Origin of the sequence: Candidatus Dactylopiibacterium carminicum (assembly GCF_014736495.1) — a bacterium.
GTDB classification, from domain to species: domain Bacteria; phylum Pseudomonadota; class Gammaproteobacteria; order Burkholderiales; family Rhodocyclaceae; genus Uliginosibacterium; species Uliginosibacterium carminicum.
Genome location: NZ_MDUX01000003.1, coordinates 21,267 through 42,733, shown reverse-complemented (window position 1 = coordinate 42,733; position 21,467 = coordinate 21,267). Strand labels below are relative to the sequence as shown.

At 64.2% G+C, this 21,467-nt stretch carries 21 protein-coding genes; 13 read left to right on the top strand and 8 right to left on the bottom strand.

Translation table 11 applies throughout. From position 1 onward, the window contains the following. Positions 1-924, top strand: a complete 924-nt coding sequence (locus BGI27_RS18760; RefSeq protein ID WP_338140492.1) for a cytochrome c biogenesis CcdA family protein — start codon at positions 1-3, stop codon at positions 922-924. Continuing rightward, on the top strand, positions 825-1,721 hold the full coding sequence (locus BGI27_RS17800; RefSeq protein ID WP_239591082.1) for a redoxin domain-containing protein: 897 nt from the start codon (positions 825-827) through the stop codon (positions 1,719-1,721). The genes BGI27_RS18760 and BGI27_RS17800 overlap by 100 nt, the downstream gene beginning before the upstream one ends. Here BGI27_RS17800 and BGI27_RS01590 read toward each other — a convergent pair. After that, positions 1,708-3,867 carry an EAL domain-containing protein gene (locus BGI27_RS01590; protein WP_095523167.1) on the bottom strand — a complete coding sequence of 720 codons (2,160 nt, stop codon included), beginning with the start codon at positions 3,865-3,867 and terminating at the stop codon, positions 1,708-1,710. The two genes, BGI27_RS17800 and BGI27_RS01590, sit on opposite strands and share 14 nt — an antisense overlap. A 336-nt stretch (positions 3,868-4,203) precedes the next feature. Between BGI27_RS01590 and BGI27_RS01585 the strand changes: the two genes are divergently transcribed. Both BGI27_RS01585 and BGI27_RS01580 read left to right on the top strand, forming a co-directional pair. Further along, a complete protein-coding gene (locus tag BGI27_RS01585) occupies positions 4,204-4,389 on the top strand; it encodes a hypothetical protein (protein ID WP_095523166.1) in 186 nt (61 codons plus the stop codon). Between the two features lie 39 nt (positions 4,390-4,428). Then, positions 4,429-5,802, top strand: a complete 1,374-nt coding sequence (locus tag BGI27_RS01580) for a rhamnogalacturonan acetylesterase (RefSeq protein WP_095523165.1) — start codon at positions 4,429-4,431, stop codon at positions 5,800-5,802. Between the two features lie 44 nt (positions 5,803-5,846). Here the strand turns inward: BGI27_RS01580 and BGI27_RS01575 are convergent, their stop codons facing one another. Together BGI27_RS01575 and BGI27_RS01570 are read right to left on the bottom strand one after the other, a co-directional pair. After that, the gene (locus BGI27_RS01575) at positions 5,847-6,233 is read right to left on the bottom strand and encodes a group II truncated hemoglobin (RefSeq protein ID WP_223871533.1); all 387 of its coding nucleotides are present in this window, start codon (positions 6,231-6,233) and stop codon (positions 5,847-5,849) included. Between the two features lie 207 nt (positions 6,234-6,440). Next, positions 6,441-6,617: a hypothetical protein gene (locus BGI27_RS01570; protein WP_170942888.1), complete on the bottom strand. Its 177-nt coding sequence runs from the start codon at positions 6,615-6,617 to the stop codon at positions 6,441-6,443. Between the two features lie 215 nt (positions 6,618-6,832). On the opposite strand from BGI27_RS01570, the gene BGI27_RS01565 reads away from it, so the two are divergent. The 4 genes from BGI27_RS01565 (at position 6,833) to rpoH (ending at position 10,145) form a co-directional block, all read left to right on the top strand. Further along, positions 6,833-7,513 (top strand): DUF3334 family protein, encoded by a 681-nt coding sequence (locus BGI27_RS01565; RefSeq protein WP_095523163.1) that lies wholly within the window; start codon positions 6,833-6,835, stop codon positions 7,511-7,513. Between the two features lie 88 nt (positions 7,514-7,601). Next, complete coding sequence (locus tag BGI27_RS01560; RefSeq protein ID WP_095523162.1) at positions 7,602-8,255, top strand: cell division ATP-binding protein FtsE; 654 nt, start codon at positions 7,602-7,604, stop codon at positions 8,253-8,255. Beyond that, positions 8,252-9,157 carry a permease-like cell division protein FtsX gene (ftsX, locus tag BGI27_RS01555; RefSeq protein WP_095523161.1) on the top strand — a complete coding sequence of 302 codons (906 nt, stop codon included), beginning with the start codon at positions 8,252-8,254 and terminating at the stop codon, positions 9,155-9,157. Before BGI27_RS01560 ends, ftsX begins: the two co-directional genes overlap by 4 nt. 139 nt (positions 9,158-9,296) lie before the next feature. After that, positions 9,297-10,145, top strand: coding sequence for an RNA polymerase sigma factor RpoH (rpoH, locus tag BGI27_RS01550; protein ID WP_095523160.1), 849 nt, complete (start codon positions 9,297-9,299; stop codon positions 10,143-10,145). Positions 10,146-10,215: 70 nt separating this feature from the next. Here rpoH and BGI27_RS01545 read toward each other — a convergent pair whose 3' ends face one another. The 5 genes from BGI27_RS01545 to BGI27_RS01525 all read right to left on the bottom strand — a co-directional run bounded on the left by BGI27_RS01545 (position 10,216) and on the right by BGI27_RS01525 (position 14,168). Then, the gene (locus tag BGI27_RS01545; RefSeq protein WP_095523159.1) at positions 10,216-11,583 is read right to left on the bottom strand and encodes a methyl-accepting chemotaxis protein; all 1,368 of its coding nucleotides are present in this window, start codon (positions 11,581-11,583) and stop codon (positions 10,216-10,218) included. Then, positions 11,490-11,834, bottom strand: coding sequence for an MCP four helix bundle domain-containing protein (locus tag BGI27_RS01540; RefSeq protein WP_141239822.1), 345 nt, complete (start codon positions 11,832-11,834; stop codon positions 11,490-11,492). The genes BGI27_RS01545 and BGI27_RS01540 overlap by 94 nt, the downstream gene beginning before the upstream one ends. A 203-nt stretch (positions 11,835-12,037) precedes the next feature. After that, on the bottom strand, positions 12,038-12,967 hold the full coding sequence (locus BGI27_RS01535) for a 5'-nucleotidase (protein WP_095523157.1): 930 nt from the start codon (positions 12,965-12,967) through the stop codon (positions 12,038-12,040). Positions 12,968-13,027: 60 nt separating this feature from the next. Further along, positions 13,028-13,240, bottom strand: a complete 213-nt coding sequence (locus tag BGI27_RS01530) for a KTSC domain-containing protein (RefSeq protein WP_095523156.1) — start codon at positions 13,238-13,240, stop codon at positions 13,028-13,030. A gap of 31 nt (positions 13,241-13,271) precedes the next feature. Beyond that, positions 13,272-14,168 (bottom strand): LysR family transcriptional regulator, encoded by an 897-nt coding sequence (locus tag BGI27_RS01525; protein WP_095523155.1) that lies wholly within the window; start codon positions 14,166-14,168, stop codon positions 13,272-13,274. A gap of 116 nt (positions 14,169-14,284) precedes the next feature. Here BGI27_RS01525 and BGI27_RS01520 point away from each other — a divergent pair, with 116 nt between their 5' ends. The 5 genes from BGI27_RS01520 to BGI27_RS01500 all read left to right on the top strand — a co-directional run bounded on the left by BGI27_RS01520 (position 14,285) and on the right by BGI27_RS01500 (position 21,439). Then, positions 14,285-14,878: an FMN-dependent NADH-azoreductase gene (locus BGI27_RS01520; protein WP_095523154.1), complete on the top strand. Its 594-nt coding sequence runs from the start codon at positions 14,285-14,287 to the stop codon at positions 14,876-14,878. A gap of 72 nt (positions 14,879-14,950) precedes the next feature. After that, positions 14,951-15,829, top strand: a complete 879-nt coding sequence (locus tag BGI27_RS01515; RefSeq protein WP_095523153.1) for a pirin family protein — start codon at positions 14,951-14,953, stop codon at positions 15,827-15,829. A gap of 68 nt (positions 15,830-15,897) precedes the next feature. Continuing rightward, complete coding sequence (gene ilvA, locus BGI27_RS01510; RefSeq protein ID WP_095523152.1) at positions 15,898-17,418, top strand: threonine ammonia-lyase, biosynthetic; 1,521 nt, start codon at positions 15,898-15,900, stop codon at positions 17,416-17,418. Between the two features lie 24 nt (positions 17,419-17,442). Next, complete coding sequence (locus tag BGI27_RS01505; protein ID WP_095523151.1) at positions 17,443-18,291, top strand: hypothetical protein; 849 nt, start codon at positions 17,443-17,445, stop codon at positions 18,289-18,291. 121 nt (positions 18,292-18,412) lie between these two features. Continuing rightward, positions 18,413-21,439: an HD domain-containing phosphohydrolase gene (locus BGI27_RS01500; RefSeq protein ID WP_095523150.1), complete on the top strand. Its 3,027-nt coding sequence runs from the start codon at positions 18,413-18,415 to the stop codon at positions 21,437-21,439. Positions 21,440-21,467 lie beyond the last annotated feature (28 nt).

Sequence of the window (21,467 nt, the reverse complement as noted above, 5' to 3'; positions counted from 1 at the left end):
GTGCTGACGATCCTCAGCCCCTGCATCCTGCCCGTACTGCCCTTCGTCTTCGCACGCACCGGCCTGCCTTTCGTTCGCAACGGCCTGCCCTTGCTGGCGGGCATGACGATCATGTTTGCCCTGGTCGCCACGCTGGCAGCCGTGGGAGGGGGCTGGGCGGTTCAAGCCAACCAGTACGGCCGGGCGGTGGCCATGGTGCTGCTCGGCCTGTTCGGGCTTGCGTTGCTGTTTCCGGGGCTCGCGGCGCGGCTCGCACGGCCATTCGTGGCACTGGGCGCGCGGCTGTCATCGCCGGCATCCCGCACCGGATCGCCGATAACGACATCCTTGCTGCTCGGGTTTGCCACGGGCCTGCTGTGGGCACCCTGCGCCGGCCCCATCCTGGGCCTGATCCTCACCGGCGCGGCACTGCAGGGCGCGAATGCCCAGACCTCCTCGCTGCTGCTGGCCTATGCCGCGGGGGCTTCCAGCGCCCTGGGGCTGGCGCTGTTGGCGGGCAATAAGGTACATGCCGCACTCAGGCGTGGCCTGGGCTCCGGCGAATGGATCCGGCGCGGGCTGGGCGCTGCCGTGCTCGCTGGCGTCGTCGCCATCTCGCTTGGGCTGGATACCGGCTTGCTGGCGCGACTCTCCCTGGCAGGCACCAATCGCGTCGAACAGGCGCTGATCTCGCGAATTGCACCAACGTTCGCGGGCAGCGGCCCCTCGGCAGGCGTGGGCGAAGATGCGTCCGCGTTGCCCGTGGAAGGGCCACTTCCCCCGCTGGCAGGCGCAGTCGAATGGCTGAACTCGCCGCCCCTAACGAAGCCTTGCGCGGCAAGGTCGTGTTGGTCGATTTCTGGACCTATTCCTGCATCAACTGCCTGCGCACCCTGCCTTATCTGCGCGCCTGGGCAGACAAGTATCGCGATCAGGGGCTGGTGATCATCGGTGTGCATGCCCCCGAATTCGCCTTCGAGAAGGATCTCGACAACGTCCGCCGCGCGGTGCGGCAACTGGGCATTCACTATCCCGTGGCCATCGACAACAATTTCACGATCTGGCGCGCATTCGACAACCACTTCTGGCCTGCGCACTACTTCGCCGACGCGCAGGGACGGCTGCGCTATCGTCACTTCGGCGAAGGGGAATACGAGCAGTCCGAAAGAGTCATCCAGCAATTACTGGCGGAAGCCGGTCAGAAAGGCGTGGACACGGGAATCGTCAGCGCGGTGACCGAGGGCGTCGGCCTGCAATCGGACTGGCTGTCCGTGCGCTCACCCGAAACCTACATCGGCTACAGGCCCACCGACAACGATCATGAGCGCGTGACGACGTTCGCCTCTCGCGGTGGCAAGGTGAAGGATGCGACGCACACCTACGCGCTTCCTTTCGCCTTCGCGCTGAACGATTGGGGCCTGGGCGGCGACTGGCGGGTGGGCTACGACGAAGCGACCCTGATCGGTCACTCCGGCCGCATCGCCTTCCGCTTCAAGGCCCGCGACCTCCATCTCGTCATGGGGCCCGGGCCGGATGGCCAACCGGTACGGTTCCGCGTCCGGCTGGAGGGCGCCGCCCCCGGCGAAGACCGGGGTGGGGATATCGACGCACAAGGCATGGGCATCGTCACGGAGCAGCGCCTCTACCAGCTCGTGCGACAGCACGGTGCAATCAGGGAAATGACGTTCGAAATCGAATTCCTGGGCCCTGGAGTGCAGGCCTTCGCCTTCACATTCGGCTGACTTCGGCCCCTTCCGTCGGCGCAGGGGGCTCGAAACCCGCATTGCATCGCGCGATGTACCGCCGGCAATCCTCGGGGAGCAAGGGCCTGCTGTAGAGATGCCCCTGGTATTCGCTGCAACCCAGCGTGGCGAGCAGATCCCGCTGGGCCTCGGTCTCGACGAACTCGGCAACCATGCGGACCTGCTTGGTGCGGCACAGATGCGAGATGGTCTCGATGATCTCCTGGCAATTGCGGTTGCCCGAAACTTCACGAGTCAGCGAACCATCGAGCTTGATCGCATCCACACTGAAGCGGCGCATGTAGAGCAGGGAACTGTAGCCCATGCCGAAATCATCGATGGCAAGGCGCACGCCCATGGTCATCAGATCAATCATTGTCTGCACGGTGGCATCGTCATGGGCCACCGCGCGCCCTTCGGTGATCTCCAGCTCGACGTTGCCGGCGGCAAGACCGTGGCGCGCCAATGCCTCCTGCAGGCGGGGGACAAACCTCGCGTCCTGCAGCTGGATGGGCGAGATGTTGATCGACATCCTCACGCCGGTCATCCCCTGCGCCAACCACTGGGCCTGCTGGCGCAGCGCCTGATCCACGATCCACTCGCCGAGCGGGCAGATGAGGTCCGCTTCCTCGCTGATGAGCACGGCGATATTGGGCGGCACCGCACCGAATACCGCATGATCCCAGCGCAGCAGCGCCTCCACGCCGACGACCCGCCCGGCCGCATTGACCTGTGGCTGGTATTGAAGATGCAGCCGGCCTTCCAGCGCGTCCAGCATCAGATCCTGCGCCAGTTGGCGCGCCAGGCTTCCCACGGTGTCGAGGCGCATCAGCAGGTTGGCGCCCGGATTCGTGGTCAGAGCCTCCATCTTGCGCAGCGACTCGTGGAATTCGTGCTGGCGCAATTCGTTGAACTGGCGGCGGGCGGCACGCACGAAAGGCGCGTACACCGCAACGGCCAATGCAAGGTTGAACAACTGCAGGGCAACCCCGCGCCAGGACCCGGTCGCAAGGTAGCCCCCCAACAGAGGCGGCGTAGTCCAGGGAACTGCCTGGTGGATGGGGGGGATGAAACCGCTGAATGTGGCGAATCCACTGACGAGTACCAGCAACAGCGGACTCAACACGAAAGGGATGAAGAACACCGGATTGAGCACCACCGGCAACCCATACACGATTATCTCGCTGATATTGAACAGGCCCGGCACGAACGCGAACCGAGCCAGGCGTGCCTGATGGCTGCCACGCCAGAACAGCAGCACGGCGATGAGCAGCGCCAAGGCCGTGCCCGAACCGCCCATGAGCACGAACACATCGAACAACGGCTTGCTGAATATCTCGGTCGGCACCGCGCCGGCAGCCACGGCGGCCGCGTTCGCATCCGTAGCCGCATTCAGGTAGCGGGCTTCCACCGCACCCAGGATATTGTTGCCATGAGCACCGAAAAACCACAGTAACTGGCTGAGCAGACAGAACATCAGCATGCGAAGCAATGGCGAATCCAGCGGAGCGAACAAGGCATCTGTCCATCCGGCCAGCAGCGAGGAAACCGAACCACCGCCCAAACCAAGCATCTGCTGCACGAACACGAAGCAGGCGATACACAGGCTGGCCGGCAGGATCGCCTGCAACATGCCGGGCAGCAACAGATCGCCATCGTTGAAACGGTACGCACGCAAATCCAGCAGGCGGACCCCAAGCAGACGGATGAACAACTCGGTAGCCAGCAAAGCCACCAGGATCGCGGGGAACACGGCCTGCACCGCGAAAGGATTGCGCGCTGTCTCATCTCCTGCGGGCAACATCAACACCAGAAAAGACATCAGGGCCACGGTGACTGCCACCACCGGATTGAAATCCAGCCGCCGCTTCACCTGCCGCAACCCGGCCAGCACATGGCTGATGGTGATCACCAGACTCAACGCAATGACGCCCGAGCTGGACTCCCGGACCAGAACGAATATCTGCAGCCAGCGCCCCTGGCCATCCATGGCGGAAATCCATGGCACGCTCAGCAGCACCTGCGCAAAGGCACCGACCATGATCAGCGGCAGGGTCAACAGGAATCCCCGCCGGGTCGCCGCGACCCAGTCATTCCCGGCGATCCGGAACAGCGGAGAAGACTTGTACGAAAAATGACTCAGCATCAGGAGCCTTGCGCGACCGGTCTGGCAGACCAGCCATCATCTGCGCCCGTCATGCGCCGCAGTAATGGCGGATTTCCTTGATGGGCGACCAAACCCCGGGGGTCTTAACCCGATTTGCATCGTTTAACCGAAAGTCATACAGACAATCGGGCGACTGTACCCCAAGAAACCGCAGCACCCGGTCTCCCGGCTCCAGCGCTGGATGAGCGGCCGGCCGGCGCGCATCCCCGGTAGCAGGATCTGCAAACGAGCACAAAGATCAGCAATCGCCATCAGGACGCCGCCGTGCCGTGCAGCCAACAATATGGCCTTCCTCTCACCCCGGGGCGCACCTCCATGTCCACCCGTTTCCTCCGCCAGACGGCGCTATGCGCCAGTATCACCATGACCCTGATCGCCTGCAGCACCACACCCGGCCAGACGCCGGCCTCCCCCGCAAACACCGTACGCCTGAGCGGTGTGGCGGCACTGGAAGGCCCGATGGCGGGCGCCAGCATCACCATCAGCGATGCCGCCGGCTAGATCCGCCAGACCCGTGCCGACAGTCAGGGGCGCTACAGCGTGGATGCCAGTGGCCTGAAAGCGCCGCTGATGCTGCTGGCCGTGGAAGCCGGCGGTGACAATTGCAGCGACAGCACGCGCCCATGGTCGAAGTGCGTCGGCGCCCTGCTGCCCGTGCTGGAAGCGGATCAGGCCAACGTGGCCAACCTGAACGCGCTCAGCGACCGTGCCGTCAGCGCCGTGGCCTCCAGCCTCAAGCTGCGCGGCCCGCAGGATCTGCTGGACCGGCGCAGCACCGCCGGCCTGGACGCCGCGCTGATCGCGGCCCGGAATGCCGCTGGCCGCATCCCCGTGCTGCAGGCACTGAAGGACGCCGGCGTCTCCGATGCAGAACGCTTCGACCCGGTGCGCACGCCGATGGTGGCGGACGGCAAAGGGGTGGATGCCGTGCTGCGCGTGCTGGTACACAACCGGGGGTATGACAACGATACCGGCGTACCCGGCGGCACTTCGCTGCAGGATGCTGACTATCGCAACGTGGCCGACAAGGAGCCGCTGGAGCTCGCCCATGCCCAGCGTGCGCTGGCACGTGCGAAGGATCCGGGCTACACGCGCGTGCTGATTGTCGGCGACTCCACCGCCAGCACCTACGAGCGCGAACGCCTGCCGCGCATGGGCTGGGGGCAGGTCTTCGAGGATCTGTTCAAGGCGGACGCCCGGGTGAAGGTGCTGAACAACGCAAAATCGGGTCGCAGCTCACGCAACTTCTACAACCAGGGCTACTTCCGGCAGATGGCGCAATACCTGCGCCCCGGCGATTACGTGATCATCCATCACGGTCACAACGATCAGAACTGCGACGAGAAGCGCCCCCAGCGCGGTCAGGCTGACACCCGCAACATGTGTACCTATCCGAACGACGCGCAAGGCAACCGGCAATTCCCGGTGGGCATGCCCGAAATGAGCTTCCAGCATTCGCTGGAAGTCTATGTGCAGGCCGCACGCGCGAAGGGAGCCATCCCCATCATCATGACGCCCACCACACGCGTCTGGAACAAGGATCGCAAAGCTGGCCAGTTCCCGGTGGTTCCCAACCATTTCACATTTGCCGGTCAGGGCAACGGGGGATACGCCTTCGTCGGCGATTACAGCCAGACCATCCGCGACACCGCCCGTGCCAACAAGCTGCCCTTCATCGATATCGAGGCCAAGACCATAGCCTTCGTCAATGCGCATCAAGCCGACTGGAAGAATTACTGGCTGGCGGCCGATCCGGCGAAATGGCCCTACTACGCCACGCAATCGTCCGGCACGCTGAACAGCCCCGACACCACGCACTTCCAGGAAGCCGGTGCGCGTGCTGTGGCCGCCATGGTGGCCGAAGGCATCAAGGAAACACCGGCGCTGGGCGATCTGGCGAAAAAGCTTAAATAAGCCCCTGGTGGTGGCAGGGCCCAAGCCCTGTCACCACCAGGCCATCAATCCTGGTTGCGCATGAAATCGGCCAAGCCCAGCACACGCCGCCAGAAGGCGTCGCGCACCTCGCCAGCCGGCAGCACCTCCTCGAAAGCCTGCTTCATGCACAGTAGCCAGGCGTCCCGCTCGGCGCTGCCGATGGCGAACGGCATGTGCCGCGCACGCATGCGCGGATGCCCGTACTTCGTTTCAAACAGCGGCGGCCCACCCAGCCAGCCGCTGAAATACTCGAAGAGCTTCTGTCGCACCTCGCCCAGATCCTGTGGATGCAAACGCCGCGCGGGCTGCGCCTCGGGCAGTTCATCCATCAATTCGTAGAAACGATCGACGAGCGCACGCATGGCAGCCTCGCCCCCAAGCGCATCGTAAGGGGTCGGTTCGGGACTCACGGTCATTCCTGTGGCGGAGAAGAATCCGATTCTAGGTCTGCGGAAGCATTTCGATCTGTTTACAGATGCCCGCAGCAGAATCCACCCGCGCGTTGCTGCTCGACACGAACGGATTTCGTATCGGCTCACCCGCCCTCACCCTCCCGTCCGCACTGAAAGCACGCACGGACGCAGGCCTGACACAGGGTTGTCCATGATCGATGGAGATCAGGAAAGCCCGTTCATGGGCTCCTTGCTCTCCCAGTCGGGGTCAGGAGCGGGCGTCTGTGACTTGCGTTGGCGACGCTTCAGCCACAAGGACCGGAACACCTCGACCAGCGGGATGGGCTGGAAATCGGTACGAGGTCTGGCATGGCGGCGGGCGTGGGTCTTCATGGCACTCATCGTCGGTCTCCGTGCTCAAGGGGAAGTCCCTTCATTGTGGAAGCCGGGTGGCGGGAGTGCCAGTGGGTTCTGTTCATCGCACCGATTACATGCCCGTTCTGCCGACGGACGAAGGCTCCGGTTCTTCCCTCACAAGGGGTTCAGAAGCCCGTCGCCAGACCGTAAAGCCAGCATGGCGCATCGCGCGCACCGAACCTCCACCGGACCAAGCCGTCATGACCAAACAAACCAGCCCCGTTTTCGGCACCGAGGACCTCCTCGTCAGCCTGTGCGATTCCGTCACCAAGGTGCTCAGCCTTGCCACACAGAGCCCGATCCGCTATTCGGGCATGGTCCAGCGCATCACCAAGACCTGTCTGCGCCCCGATATCGGCTGCTTCGTGCTTTTCGACGGCGGTTTCTCCGGCCTGGTAGTACTCAACTTCTCGTCACAGTCCGCAATGGAGCTGTATCAGAGTTACATGCTCAACATGGGCATAAGCCGCGAAGATCTGGCCAGCACCTACACCTCGGATGAAGTCAGCAACGTCATGGGCGAGCTGATGAACCAGATCGTCGGCGAATTCAGCGGCAAGGTCTCGCGCCAACTGCAGACGCACATCACGCAAAGCCAGCCCAAGATGCTGGTGATCAACAAGCAGGTGATGCTGAGCGTGGATACCAACCTCGACCAGCCGGAATCCCGCCGCGTCACCTTCTTCACGGCACAGAACGCCATCTTCTACCTGGAGCTGGCGGTCGACCGCACCGAGTTCATCCAGCTCTACGATTTCGAACCGCAGGAAGCGCCGGACCCCGACGCGCTGCTGGAAGAGGCTGCTCGCCCGCAACCGCTTCATGTTCCTGCCCGCGGTAACGACGACCACGAAGATCTGCTGCGCGGCCTCGGCATGTAACACAGCGCCCCGCCACCGACACTCGGGCGAGCAGCCCGACCGGCGCACGGTTAAACTGCCCGCTTTGCGCCCTGCCTGCCCCGCAGCCATGATCCGATTCGAGCGTGTCACCAAGCGCTATCCCGGCGGCCACGAAGGCCTCTCCGACGTCAGTCTGGAAATCCGCCACGGCGAGCTGCTGGTGCTCGCCGGCCATTCCGGTGCGGGCAAGAGCACCCTGATCAAGCTCATCGCCGGGCTTGAAAAACCCACGGCCGGCAAGGTCTGGGTGAGCGGGCAGGATGTCGACGGTCTGCGCCCCAACCAGCTGCCCTATCTGCGCCGCAGCCTGGGCCTGGTGATGCAGGAGCATCGCCTGCTGATGGACCGCACGGTGTTCGACAACGTGATGCTGCCCTTGCTCGTCACCGGTTACCCGCCAGCCGATGCCGCCAAGCGCGTGCGCGTCGCGCTGGAAAAAGTCGGTCTGGCGCAATTCGAACGTGCCATGCCGGTCACGCTCTCTGGCGGCGAACAGCAGCGTGCGGCGATCGCACGCGCCATCGTCAACCGCCCCTCTGTACTGATCGCCGACGAACCCACCGCACACCTGGACCCGGCCTACGCACGCGAGATCGCAGCCCTGTTCCGCAGTTTCCACGCAGCCGGCGTCACCATCCTGCTCGCCACCCACGACGACACCCTGTTCTCCCCCTACGGCGCGCGCCGAATCGAGCTCGCGAAAGGCAAGCTGCTGCCATGATCAACCTCCACCCGCACCGCATGGCACTTCGGCAAGCCTTGCGCCGCCTGCTCGGCAAACCGCTGGGCACCCTGCTCTCCAGCCTCGTGGTGGCCATCGCACTGACCCTGCCGGCGCTGGGTTATGTGTTGATCGACAACCTTTCCGGTCTGGCTCATGGCATGTCTGGCAAGCCGGAAATCAGCGTTTTCCTGCACAGGAACGTGGCACCCACGCAGCTTCAGGCCGTCGAAACCCGTCTGCGTGCGGACAAGCGAATCGCAGCGCTACGCTTCGTGCCGCGTGACCTCGCCCTCAAACAACTGGCTGCGCGCGGCGGCTTCGCCGACGTGACCGAAGTCCTGGGCGACAACCCCTTGCCCGATGCCTTCGTGCTCGAACCCGGCAGCGAAGACCCTGAACTTTTCAAGGCACTGGCCACAGCCCTCACGGCCATGCCGGAAGTCGAGCATGTGCAGCTCGACTCCGCCTGGGTGGAGCGCCTGCACGCCATGCTGCAACTGGCGCGCTGGAGCATGCTGCTGCTGGGCGCACTGCTTGGCGCGGCACTGGTCATCGTCACTTTCAACACCATCCGCCTGCAGATCCTCACGCAGCGCCACGAAATCGCCGTCAGCCTGCTGTTGGGCGTTACGCGCAATTACGTGCGCCGGCCTTTCCTCTATTTCGGTCTGCTCCAGGGGCTGCTTGGCGGTCTGCTCGCCTGGGGGCTGGTCAGCGGCTCGCTGGCCCTGCTCGCGCCACGCCTGATCGCACTGGCACGCAGCTACAACGTGGTGCTCGACCTGCATGGCGCCGACGTGCTGCAGATCGCCGCGCTGCTGATCTTTGCCGCACTGCTCGGCTGGCTTGGCGCCGGGCTTTCCGTGCGCCGCCATCTGCATGACCGGGCCGCGGAATAAACATCCGCAGCCCGGACATAAAGAGACTTGCTTGCAAAATCTGCTCGACTGAGCGAACAATCTGCCCTGTTAGCACTCGAAGGTCGCGAGTGCTAAATTTCAGTTGGGCGCCGCCCACACTGTTTCCAGGAGTAGAAACATGACGCAAGCGTTGGCTTTCCCGGTCCCGAATCCACTGGGCAACATCGATCAGTATGTGCAGGCCGTCAATCGCTACCCGTTGCTCACCGAAGAGCAGGAGCATGACCTGGCTCTGCGCCTGAAGAACGACAACGATCTGGATGCCGCCCGCCAGCTGGTGCTCTCGCACCTGCGCCTGGTGGTGTCGATCGCACGCAACTACCTCGGCTACGGTCTGCCGCACGCCGACCTGATCCAGGAAGGCAACATCGGCCTGATGAAGGCGGTGAAGCGTTTCGACCCGGATCGTGGTGTGCGCCTGGTCTCCTTCGCCATCCACTGGATCAAGGCCGAGATCCACGAGTACATCGTGCGCAACTGGCGCTTGGTGAAGATCGCCACCACCAAGGCTCAGCGCAAGCTCTTCTTCAACCTGCGCAGCCTGCGCGGCGAGGGCAGTTCACTGTCGCCGGAGGATGTGCAGGGCATCGCCGGCAAGCTAGGAGTGAAGCCCGAAGAGGTCGTCGAGATGGAGACCCGTTTTGCCGGAGGCGAAGTCGCCATCGATCGTGGCAGCGACGAGGACGATGAACGCATGGCGCCCATCGACTGGCTGGCCGACGACTCCGCCGAACCGGTCGAGGTGCTCGCCACCGCGCAGGCCGAACGCCTGGCCGATGAAGGCCTGAAAGGCGCGCTGGCCAGCCTGGATGAGCGCAGCCGCAACATCGTCGCGCGCCGCTGGCTGGTCGAGGACAATCCTGCCACGCTGCACGAGCTGGCTGCCGAATACGGCGTCTCGGCCGAGCGCATCCGCCAGATCGAAGCCAAAGCCATGCAGAAGATGCGGCTGGCGCTGAGCGCCTGATCCCGCCTTCCCATACACAACAACGCCCGGCCACCGCAAGGTGTCGGGCGTTTTGTTTGAGGCTGGGCCCCTACAGCCGATAGCCTGCCACGATCCGCTGCATGCGCTCGGCCAATTGATCAAGCTGGCGCGCGGCTTCGGCACTGCCATGAGCAGCCGCACTGCTTTGCTCGGCCATGGTGGCGATGTGCTCCACCTGCTGTGCGATGCTGGTGCTGGCCGCGCTTTGCTCACGGATCGCACTGGTGATCTCGCCCACCATCTCCACCGCGCTATGACTGCCCGTGCTGATCTGCTGGATTGCGAGGCTGGCGTTGCGTGCACGGTCGACCCTTGCACTCACGCGCTCGACGGCATGCGCCATGCCGGTAACGGCCTGCTGGGCGCCGTTGCGCACAGCATCGATCATGCTGGTGATTTCCTGGGTAGAGGAAGAAGTGCGCTCGGCCAGCTTGCGCACTTCGTCGGCCACCACGGCGAAGCCCCTCCCCTGTTCGCCCGCACGCGCCGCCTCAATAGCAGCATTGAGCGCCAGCAGGTTGGTCTGGTCGGCGACATCCCGGATGACCGCAATCACTCGCGAAATGTTCTGACTATGATTCTCCAGCGCCCGGATCTGCCCGGCAGCATCCTCCACCACGTGGGCGATCTCATTGATATCGGTCACGGTCTGACCGATGACCTCGCTACCATCCTCCGCCAGCCGGCCAGACTCAACCGAGAGCATGTTGGCCTCGGTGGCACGATCCCCCACGTGATTGATACTCACCGTCATTTCTTCCATGGTGGCCGCCATGGAGGCTGCCGCCGAACTTTGCTGGTTGGCGGCCTCCGCCACTTCATTGGACGTGTTTGACAGACGTTCGGAGGCATTTGCCAATTGCTGCGCATCGCCCGCGATCTCCTTCAGGTTCTCCTGCATGCGCACAATCAGACTGTTGAGTGCGATCGCCGTCTCACCGATTTCATTGTGGTGGCGTACTGGCGCCCTCAAGGTGAAATCCGGGGTGGTCTCGATCCGTTTCACGGTGTCTTGCATGCCCTGCACAGCCAGGCCGATGCTGCGGATAAGTAGCCAGCCCGTACCCACCACCACCAGGACGGCGACGACGATCACTGTCAGCACCAGCCAGTAGCTATGCCTGGCCGTCTCCGCCGAAGTGCTCTGCATGCTCTGCCCCAGTTGCCGGTTGTAATCGGTCACGATCTTCAGTGCCTCGAACGCGGCATTGCCTGCGGGGGTGATTTCCGTACGCAGCAGATCGGCCGCCGCAGGGGAATTCTCCGTTCGAGCCAGTTCGAGTACTTTCGGCAGCATCTGCACGTAGATCGCGGCAGCACTCTTCATCTTGTCGTAATTGGCCCGGTCAGTGGCATCGGAGACCAAGGGTTCATAGGCGGCGATGCTCTTCGCCAGGGATTCCTCCACCTGCCGCACGGCCCCTCGGCCTGTCCCCTGGAACTGGTGTCCGGCGTCAGGACATAGGTCACCACCCCAAGGTGCAGGCGCAGCATCTGGACCTGCACATCATCGATCAGGCTGATGCTCGGGATCACGTTCTCGTTCGTATCCGTCAGGCTCACCTGCAGATCGGTGATGGCCCGGAATGCCGAACCTCCCACCAGCAACAGGGCAAGTACGGCACCAGTGATCATGATGACAAGGCGATGGGTGATGGTCAGACGCATGACGGACGCTCCCTGATCTGTCTGCCGGCTCTCATGGACGACGGGTGAGTCGCCACGTTGCTGCGGGAGGATGGCAGGCTGAAGCCTCCGGCGCATGGCGTACACGCCTGCAGCCCGCATCCGGGGCGGGCCTGGCGGTGTTATCGACAATGCCGGGGAAAATCCCATGTGCCCACTCAGGCAGGCCAAAGGCCTGGGCGCGCTCAGGCCACGGGGTTGGCCACACCGAACGGCACATGCACCATCGGAATATCGTCGCCGGGGCTGCGCAGATGACTGCGCTGGTCGTCGAAAAACATGTGCGGGCGCAGCACCGAAAGAATGCGGGATTTTTCCATGCCCCCGAGGAAGAAGGCTTCGTCAGCCTCTACCCCCCAGCTCTTCAGGGTGGTGACCACGCGCTCGTGGTTCGGCGCATTGCGCGCGGTGACGATGGAGATACGCAGGATCTTGCGGTGACCGGGCTCGCGCAGCAGACGCTGTTGCTCCAATTGCTGCAAGGCCGAGAGTTTCTGGAAGAGGTCCGCCAGCGGCCCCGGCCGGTGCGGAATGGCGCGCTTGCTGGTTTCGTAAGCCTCGAATTCGTCCAGATCGTGATTCTTCTTGAAGATCGCCTCAGCCTCGTCGTCAGCGATCACGCCATCGAAGTCGAACGCCACCCGCAACTGTCCATCCGTCTCGTCATCCGGCACCTGCGAAGGCAGCACCGCCCCGGCAGGATAGCCGGCCGCCACGGCCTGGCGCACGTCATCCTCATGGGCACTGAGAAACAGCGAAGCATTGAAGGCAGGAATGTATTCATAGGGCGCATGCCCTGCCATGAACCCTGCACGCGTGATGTCCAGCCCGTAATGGCGGAAGCGGAACACGCGCAATCCCGTTTCGGGTGAATTGCGCGAAAGCAGCACCACCTCAACCGGCAGCTCCTTCGGGAAGGCCGCATTGATGCCGAGAAAGCGGCGGATGAAGGGAAAGGCCACGCCTTTGGGGAGCGGCTGGTCGAGATTCGCTTCCTGGTGCCTGCGGTATTCCTCCACGCCTTGCGCACGGAAGATCGCATCGGACTCGGAAAGATCGAACAGCGCGCTGGACGCGACACCGATGACCAGTTTCTTTTCGATCGGATATGCCATGGCGAAGGGCCGTAATCAGGAAGCAGCCATGCTGCCGCGAAGCCCGCTTCACGGCAAGGCTCAACGCTTGATGGCGTATTCCTCTTCGATCTTGTCCTGGTAGTAGCCGGCCGGTGAGCTGCTCGCAAGAAAACGCGTCGCGATCTCTTCGCCGACATTCGTTTGCTGCACGAGCCTGCCATTGGAGAACTCGATCTCCAGGATGCGGCTGGCACGGTCATAGCCCGCCGATTTGATGCCACCGCGATTGATGGGTTTGCGGATGATGGCCATCGCGAGTCTCCTCTTGTGGATGATTTGCCCGCTATCGTGCCAGCCAGCCCTGCAAAGCATCAAGAAACACCTTCGTGCGCGCCGGCATCAGTCTGCGTCCGGGCATCACGGCCCAAACGGTGACGGAAGGCAGACGCCACTCAGGCAACACCCGTACCAGCAGGCCCTGAGCCACGGAATCGGCCACGAAACGCTCGGCCAGCCCGGCAATGCCCAGTCCGTGACAGACCAGCAGACGCAGCAGGTTGACCGAATTGGCAGCCAGCGGCCCCGCCGGCAGCCCCTCCCAGTGCGCGCCTGCCTTGCCGAGTTGCCAGCGCTGGGCTTCGCCACTGCTGCCGATCAACCCCAAGGCGGTGTGCTGCAGCAATTCCTCGGGGCGTGTCGGCGTACCGAAGCGCTGCAGATAGGCCGGGCTGGCGTACAAGCCACTGTGCAGGTCAAACAGACGCCGTGCCACCAGGGTGGCGTCATCCGGCAATCGGGTGGTGACCCGCAAGGCAAGGTCGAACTGTTCGCCGATGATGTCGACACGGCGTGAGGAAAGATCCAGCTCCAGCCTGAGCTCCGGATAGCTGGCGGCAAACTGCAGAAAGAGCGGCGCCAGCAACCACTCGGCGAAATCCGGCGGCATCGAGACACGCAGGCGGCCGCGTGGCGCAGCCTGCCGGTATTGCGCGAGCGCCTGCACGGCTTCGGTTTCTTCGAGCAGGCGGCGGGCGTGTTCGAGGATGCCGGTTCCGAAATCGGTGATCTGCAGACGCCGGGTGCTACGGGTGAACAGACGCTCGCCCAGGCGGTTCTCCAGCGCCGCGATACGCCGGGACAATGTGGATTTTGGCAGTCCCGCACGCTCTGCCGCGGCGGAGAAGCTCCCGGCTTCGGCCACGCGCGCAAACAGCAGGAGATCGTTGGCGTCCAGTTCCATACGGAGATCAAGTCCGGATCAATTGTTCCATATCTGGAACGATGATATCCAGATTAGGTACTTCTGTCTCATCCGTGATCAGCCTATAGTCTGCCTCACCCCTCACGGAGATCATCATGAACATCCTGCAAGTGAATTCCAGCGTACGCGGCGTCGCTTCCGCCTCCACCCGCCTGGCCAGCGCCATCACCGCCCGCCTGCAAGCGCTCTCGCCTGCCGCCAGCCTCACGCTGCGCGATGCCAGCGCCCAGCCCATCCTCGACGAAGCCGCGCTCGGCGCCCTGTTCACGCCGACCGATGCACGCAGCCCGGCACAGGCCGCGCGCGCCGCCATCGACGACGCAACCATCGCCGAAGTCCAGGCGGCTGACGCCATCGTGATCGGCGTGCCGATGTACAACTTCGGCGTGCCCGTGCAGCTCAAGGCCTGGATCGACGCCATCTGCCGCGCCGGCACCACCTTCCGTTACACCGAGAACGGCCCCGAAGGCCTGCTCAAGGGTAAGAAGGTCTATATCGCACTGGCGCGCGGCGGCCTCTACAAGGACACCCCGGCGGACAGCCAGGTGCCCTACCTCAAGAGCGTGCTGGGCTTCCTGGGCATGAAAGACATCACCTTCATTCACGCCGAAGGCCTGTCCCTGGGTGAAGACGCAGCGACCAAGGCTTTTGCCGACGCCGACGCCGAGATCGCCACCCTGGCACTCTGAGCTCGTAGCCCGCTCCCTCGCCGTACCGCCCGCATACAGACGGGTGGACGGCAGCCCCGACAGGAGACTGCAATGACATCCCCGACCCCAATCCTTTCGCCCCGTCCGGTCGAGCGCCTGGTCGCTGGCATCGCCACTTCGGATGGTGCCGGCGTCAAGCTCACGCGTGTGCTCACCCACGACCTGCAACGCCGGCTGGACCCCTTCCTGATGCTCGACGCCTTTCGCAACGAGCATGCGGACGACTACATCGGCGGCTTCCCCAACCACCCGCATCGCGGCTTCGAAACAGTGACCTACATGCTTGCGGGCCGCATGCGCCACCACGACTGCGGCGGCAATTCCGGTCTGCTTGGTCCTGGCAGCGCCCAGTGGATGATTGCCGGCAGCGGCCTGATCCACTCCGAGCTGCCCGAGCAGGAAGAGGGTCTGATGGAAGGCTTCCAGCTCTGGCTCAACCTGCCCGCGCAGGACAAACTCCGCCCGCCGGCCTACCGCGACATCCCCGCCAGGACGATTCCGGAACTCACCACGCCGGAAGGCGTGACCGTGCGCGTACTGGCCGGCGAGAGCCATGGTGTGGCCGGTGCCATGCAGCGCCCGGTGACGCAACCCCTATTCCTCGACCTGCATCTGCCCGCCGGCAGCCGTTTCGAGCAGCCGCTGCCCGCGGCTCACAACGCTTTCCTGTACGTGTATCGCGGCGCCATCGAAACCGCAGACACGCGGGTCAAGGATCGCCACATGGCAATCCTCGCCAACACCGGCGACGGCGTGCACATCCATGCGGAAGAGGCCGCGCGTGCCATCCTGGTGGCAGGTGCGCCCTTGAACGAGCCGATCGCGCAATACGGCCCCTTCGTGATGAACTCCGCCGAGCAGATCCAGCAGGCATTGCGGGATTATCAGACCGGCCACTTCGAGCACGCCCAGGTTCAGCGCCTGGACTGACGTCGGACGGCTTGCATGCCGGGCGGCTTCGCCGCACCATGCCGCCTTTGCCTGCAAGGCTGCCCGGCATGCCCATCGATTATCTTGAGCGCATCCTCAACGCGCAGGTCTACGACGTCGCGATCGAAACGCCGCTGGACCCACTGCCCAAGCTTTCGCAACGTCTGCGCGCCAACATCCTGCTCAAGCGCGAGGATCTGCAACCCGTCTTCTCCTTCAAGCTGCGCGGCGCGGCCAACCGGATGGCGCAGCTCTCCCCGGCGCAACTCGCACGGGGCGTGATCTGCGCCTCGGCGGGCAACCACGCCCAGGGGGTCGCGCTGGTGGCGCAGCGGATGAACGTGCGTGCGGTGATCGTGATGCCGCAGACCACGCCGGAGATCAAGGTCGAGGCCGTGCGGGCACGCGGCGCCGAGGTGGTGCTGGCCGGCGAATCCTTCGACGACGCCTATGCCCGTGCGCGCGAGCTGGAAACCAGCGAAGGGCTGGTTTTCATCCACCCCTACGATGATCCGGACGTGATCGCCGGCCAGGGCACCATCGGCATGGAAATCCTGCGCCAGCACCGTGGTGCGCTGGATGCGGTGTTCTGCTGCGTCGGTGGCGGCGGCCTGATCGCCGGCGTGGCGGCCTACATCAAGCGCCTGCGTCCGCACACCCGCGTGATCGGAGTGGAAGCAGTGGATGCCCCCACGCTTACCCGTGCGCTGGAAGCCAATGAGCGCGTGCGCCTTGCCAGTGTGGGCCTGTTCGCCGACGGCGCGGCTGTGAAACAGATCGGCGAAGAGACTTTCCGGCTGGCCCGCCAGTACGTGGATGAAACCATCCTCGTCGATACCGATGAGATCTGTGCCGCGATCAAGGACGTATTCGAGGATACCCGCGCCATCCTGGAGCCCGCCGGTGCACTCGCCGTGGCTGGCGCCAAGGCCTGGCTGGCGCGCGAAGGCCGGCCCGGCGCGCAGGTGGCTGCCGTGGCCAGCGGTGCCAATGTGAATTTCGACCGCCTGCGCTTCGTCGCCGAGCGTGCCGAGGTCGGCGAGCAACGCGAAGCCCTGCTGGCCGTGACCATCCCCGAGCGCCCCGGCAGCTTCCGCCAGTTCTGCAGCCTGCTCGGCGCACGCAGTGTCACGGAGTTCAACTACCGCTATGCCGACCCCAGCGAGGCCCACGTCTTCGCCGGCGTCGCCATCCGTGACCGCGCCGAGAGCCACGCGCTGATCGCCCAGCTACGTGCGGCCGGGCTCCCCACGCAGGATCTCACCGATGACGAGATGGCCAAGGATCACCTGCGCTATCTGGTCGGCGGCCGTGCCCCGCAGGTCGACAACGAACTGTTGTACCGTTTCACCTTCCCCGAGCGGCCTGGCGCGCTGGCGCGCTTCCTCGATCATCTGCATTCGGACTGGAACATCAGCCTGTTCCACTACCGCAACCACGGTGCCGACTACGGCCGCGTGCTCGTCGGCATGCAGGTGCCGCGCAGCGACTACGCGGCCTTCCAGCACTTCCTCGACCGTCTAGGCTACGAATACAGCGAGGAAACAGCCAATCCGGCCTACCGGCTGTTCCTCGGGCTGCCGGCCTGATCGCCCCCCATGAAAGGAACAGACATGTCCGCATCGCTTCGCGCCGCGCTCGGTTTTCCCCTGCTACTCAGCCTCCTGCTGGTCGCCTGCGGCGGCGGTGGCGGCGGTGATTCCTCCGGCGGAAACTCATCCTCGGCGTCCTCACAGCCGTCCTCCAGCGCCTCGTCCTCCTCCAGTTCCAGTTCCAGTTCCAGCAGCATTGCCTGGTATGCCTACGACGGCAGCCGCCTCCCCGACCATGCACAGGCGCTCGACCTGCCCGATGGCAGCCACGCCCCCTTCAGCGTCAGCGGCAACACCGGCAGCTATTTCAGCATCACCGACGGCAGCCTGCACCTGAACAGCATCAACATCGCCAGTGCCGAACCGCTGGCGAGTTTCGCCAATGCCTGGCCTGCGGATGGCAGCTATCCGAAATCCGGCAGCGTGCTGTTCCGCCTCGCCCCTGGCACGAGCTACACCTTGAATCGCAGTCTGGATGTACGCCTTGCCCTGGCCGACAGCGGCGTTGCAGGCAGCCAGATCGAACTGCGCATCGGCAAGAGCGGCGATGGTGTGCAGCTGGAACTCTGGAACGGCGCCACCACGGCCAGCAAGGCGCTGCACACCTACCAGCTGAACTTCACGCTCACCAGCGCCTCCAGCGGCAGCATCGCGGTCTATGTCGATGGCAGCAGCACGCCCCTGCTGACGCAGAGCGGCACACTGCGCGCCAGTACCAGCCAGGGTGACAACCACATTGCCTTCGGCGATGCACATGACACCACTTACAAAAGTACGCTCGACTGGCTGATCTGGACGCGGCAAGCCTATACCCCCGCCCAGCTCAGTAGCCGTCTGCCCAGCGGCCTGGGAACCACCACGGGTTATTGAGCAGGCGATCCGCGCGCCATCCTGGCGGGCCCGGGCGGATCGGAAGCCCGGGCACAATCACTCAACCGGTACGCCCTGCCGCCGATATAGGCAGACAGCCTCGACCGAGAAGCGACCGACCATGGAGAGCCCGCGTCCGGCCAGCCAGGACTATTTCGTCACGCCCGAGCAGTTGTGCATCGGCTTGTTCGTGTTCGTAGACCTGCCCTGGTTCAGCCATCCTTTCAGCTTCAACAGCTTCAAGATCCGCTCGGACGACCAGATCGAGACCTTGCGCCATCTGGGCGTCAAGCATTTCCGTTACGACCCCGACCGCAGCGAAGTACCAGCGGACTTCCCCGCCATCGGCCTGACCGCAACTGCCGGCATCGCATCCTCCCTGGACCTGACGGGCGATGGCGATCACTCCGACGAAGGCACAGCCGGCCCGGCCCCGGCCGACGACCCGGCACTGGCCGCCAAGCGCGAACGCATCCGCCGCCTGCAAGCGCGGCGCGAACAGATCATCAACGTGGAGCGCGCCTTCGTGAAGGCGGGCAGCATCATGCGCAGCGTCAATCGGGGCCTGCTCTCGCGACCGCGCGAATGCCTTGAAGAACTCGGCATGCTGGTGGAGCAAATGGCCCAGGCTTTTCTCGAAGCCCCCGAACTCACCCTGCATGTGATGGGGGAGAAGGCAGGCGGAGAGGATGTCTATTTCCACGGGCTGAACGCCTCCATCCTCTCGCTGATGCTGGCACGCGACCTCGGCATCAGCAGCGAAGAGGCCCGCCAGCTCGGGCTGAGCGCGCTGCTGCACGACATCGGCCTGGTGGAAATCCCCGACCGTGTGCTGAAGAAGACGGAGGAGCTCACCGGCGCCGAAAACGAATTGCGTAAGCTGCACTGCGAGCACGGCCTGCGCCTGGCGCAGAAGATAGGCTTGCCGGAGACCGTGCAGCAGATCATCTACCAGCACCACGAGATGGTCGATGGTTCGGGCTATCCGCAGGGGCTGCGGGGAGACGCGATCCATCCCGGCGCGCGCATCCTGGCGCTGGTCAATCATTACGACAACCTGTGCAATCCGACGAACCCGACACGCGCGCTGACACCGCACGAAGCACTCTCGCTGATGTATGCGCAGCGCCGCAGCCGTTTCGACACGCGCGTGCTGCAGTTGCTGATCAAGAGCCTGGGTGTGTATCCGCCGGGCTCGGTGGTCAAACTCTCCAACGATGCGCTGGCGCTGGTACAGTCGGTGAACCCGAAGAAACCGTTGCGCCCTTGGGTGCTGATCTATGACCCGGATGTGCCCAAGGACGAGGCCATCATGCTTGACCTCGAACTGGAGCCCGACATCAGTATCAGCAAGGCGATCCGCCCCATCCAGCTGCCATTGGCGGTGTTTGACTATCTCAGCCCGCGCCGGCGCGTAACCTATTACTTCGATGCCGAACTGATCGACGCAGAGGGGCTGCATCAGCGCGCAAACGGCGAGATGCTCATCACGCTGAAAAGCGTCCGCCGCTTGCCCGGCGTTCCCGGCTGGATCACCGTCTGCGTTCAACCCCAGGGCGCGCGCAAGCAGGCAGAGGAATCCCTGGCACGCACCACCTCGCAACTACGCGCCACGCTCGAAGCCACGGCGGACGGCATCCTGGTGCTGGACCGGCAGGGCCGCATCGCCAACATGAACCGGCGCTTTTCCCAACTCTGGCAACTACCTGACGAGTTACTGCTGAGCCATGAAGATGGTCGTCTGCTGGCCTGGCTAGGTGGCAGCATCGCCCCCGGCGAGGATGCCTCGAACCTGTTCACCCGCACCCCGCCCGACACCGATGGCGACACCTTCGATGCGATGGCCCTACGCGACGGACGCATTTTCGAATGCACCTCGCGCCCGGCCCGCCACGGCGAACAGATCATCGGCCGCGTGTACTGCTTCACGGACATCACCCACCGCTACCGCAGCGAGCAGGAGCTGATCGCCGCACGCGATACCGCCAACGCAGCCAACCGCGCCAAGAGCGACTTCCTGGCCATGATGTCGCACGAAATCCGCACCCCCATGAACGGCATCATCGGCATGGCACAACTGCTGGCAGCGACTCCGCTCAACGCCGAGCAGGAGGATTACGTGCGCACCATGCGCAGCTCCGGCGAGGCCCTGCTGGCGATCATCAACGACATTCTCGACTACTCCAAGATCGAGGCCCGCAAGCTCAGCCTGGAACATGCCCCCTTCGGACTCGGCCCCCAGCTCGCCGAGCTTCAGCAGCTCTTTGCTCCGCTGGCTCAGGAAAAGAATCTGGATTTCCAGTGCCATCTCGATCCGGCCATCCCACCCACGCTGGCGGGAGACTCCACGCGACTACGGCAGATCCTGGTCAATCTCGTCGGCAACGCGTTCAAATTCACCACCCATGGCAGCATCTCGGTCTCCCTCGAACAGGGCGAACGTGAAGGCGAGCGTGTGCAGCTGCGCGCCCGTGTGCGCGATACGGGCATCGGCATTCCGGCCGACAAGCAGGCCCATATCTTCACGCCCTTCGAGCAGGCGGACATGAGCACCACGCGCCGCTTCGGCGGTACGGGCCTCGGTCTTTCCATCTGCCGCATGCTGTGTGGCCTGATGCAGGGCGAGATCGGCGTCATCAGTCAGCTGGGGAAAGGCTCGGAATTCTGGTTCACGGTCTGGCTGGACATTGCCGCGCCCGCTGCGCCGCCCGCCATGCCGGACGCGCCGGACAGCCAGATCCCGCCGGAATCGAGACTGCTGATCGTCGAGGACAACAACGTCAACACCCTGGTACTCAGCCGTCTGCTGGCCAAGCTCGGAGCCCAGCATGTCGACTCGGCCGCCAACGGCGAGCTCGCGCTAGAACGCTGCAGCGCGCAGCACTATGACCTGATCTTCATGGACACCCACATGCCGGTACTGGATGGCCTCTCCGCCACCCGCGCGCTGCGCACGCGTGGCGTGCAGGCACGCATCGTCGGCGTCAGCGCCGATGCCATGCGCGACGACCGGACCCTCGCCCTGGCTTCGGGCATGGATGACTACATCACCAAGCCGGTCTCGCTGGATACACTGCAGCGTGTACTCAAGGACTGGTTGGCGCCCGCCGCGCTGGATGAAACGCTTCGGCAGGGCCAGGCAGGTTGACGCAGCCAACGCCCTGGAAAGGCACAGG

Bases quoted from the DNA above. Each gene is read 5' to 3' on its own strand.
- ilvA (WP_095523152.1), top strand. From the start codon at position 15,898: ATGCCCATCGATTATCTTGAGCGCATCCTCAACGCGCAGGTCTACGAC.
- BGI27_RS01520 (WP_095523154.1), top strand. From the start codon at position 14,285: ATGAACATCCTGCAAGTGAATTCCAGCGTACGCGGCGTCGCTTCCGCC.
- BGI27_RS01560 (WP_095523162.1), top strand. From the start codon at position 7,602: ATGATCCGATTCGAGCGTGTCACCAAGCGCTATCCCGGCGGCCACGAA.
- rpoH (WP_095523160.1), top strand. From the start codon at position 9,297: ATGACGCAAGCGTTGGCTTTCCCGGTCCCGAATCCACTGGGCAACATC.
- BGI27_RS01565 (WP_095523163.1), top strand. From the start codon at position 6,833: ATGACCAAACAAACCAGCCCCGTTTTCGGCACCGAGGACCTCCTCGTC.
- BGI27_RS01585 (WP_095523166.1), top strand. From the start codon at position 4,204: ATGTCCACCCGTTTCCTCCGCCAGACGGCGCTATGCGCCAGTATCACC.
- BGI27_RS01515 (WP_095523153.1), top strand. From the start codon at position 14,951: ATGACATCCCCGACCCCAATCCTTTCGCCCCGTCCGGTCGAGCGCCTG.
- ftsX (WP_095523161.1), top strand. From the start codon at position 8,252: ATGATCAACCTCCACCCGCACCGCATGGCACTTCGGCAAGCCTTGCGC.
- BGI27_RS01535 (WP_095523157.1), bottom strand. From the start codon at position 12,967: ATGGCATATCCGATCGAAAAGAAACTGGTCATCGGTGTCGCGTCCAGC.
- BGI27_RS01505 (WP_095523151.1), top strand. From the start codon at position 17,443: ATGTCCGCATCGCTTCGCGCCGCGCTCGGTTTTCCCCTGCTACTCAGC.
- BGI27_RS01525 (WP_095523155.1), bottom strand. From the start codon at position 14,168: ATGGAACTGGACGCCAACGATCTCCTGCTGTTTGCGCGCGTGGCCGAA.
- BGI27_RS01540 (WP_141239822.1), bottom strand. From the start codon at position 11,834: ATGCGTCTGACCATCACCCATCGCCTTGTCATCATGATCACTGGTGCC.
- BGI27_RS01530 (WP_095523156.1), bottom strand. From the start codon at position 13,240: ATGGCCATCATCCGCAAACCCATCAATCGCGGTGGCATCAAATCGGCG.
- BGI27_RS01590 (WP_095523167.1), bottom strand. From the start codon at position 3,867: ATGCTGAGTCATTTTTCGTACAAGTCTTCTCCGCTGTTCCGGATCGCC.
- BGI27_RS01570 (WP_170942888.1), bottom strand. From the start codon at position 6,617: ATGAGTGCCATGAAGACCCACGCCCGCCGCCATGCCAGACCTCGTACC.
- BGI27_RS01500 (WP_095523150.1), top strand. From the start codon at position 18,413: ATGGAGAGCCCGCGTCCGGCCAGCCAGGACTATTTCGTCACGCCCGAG.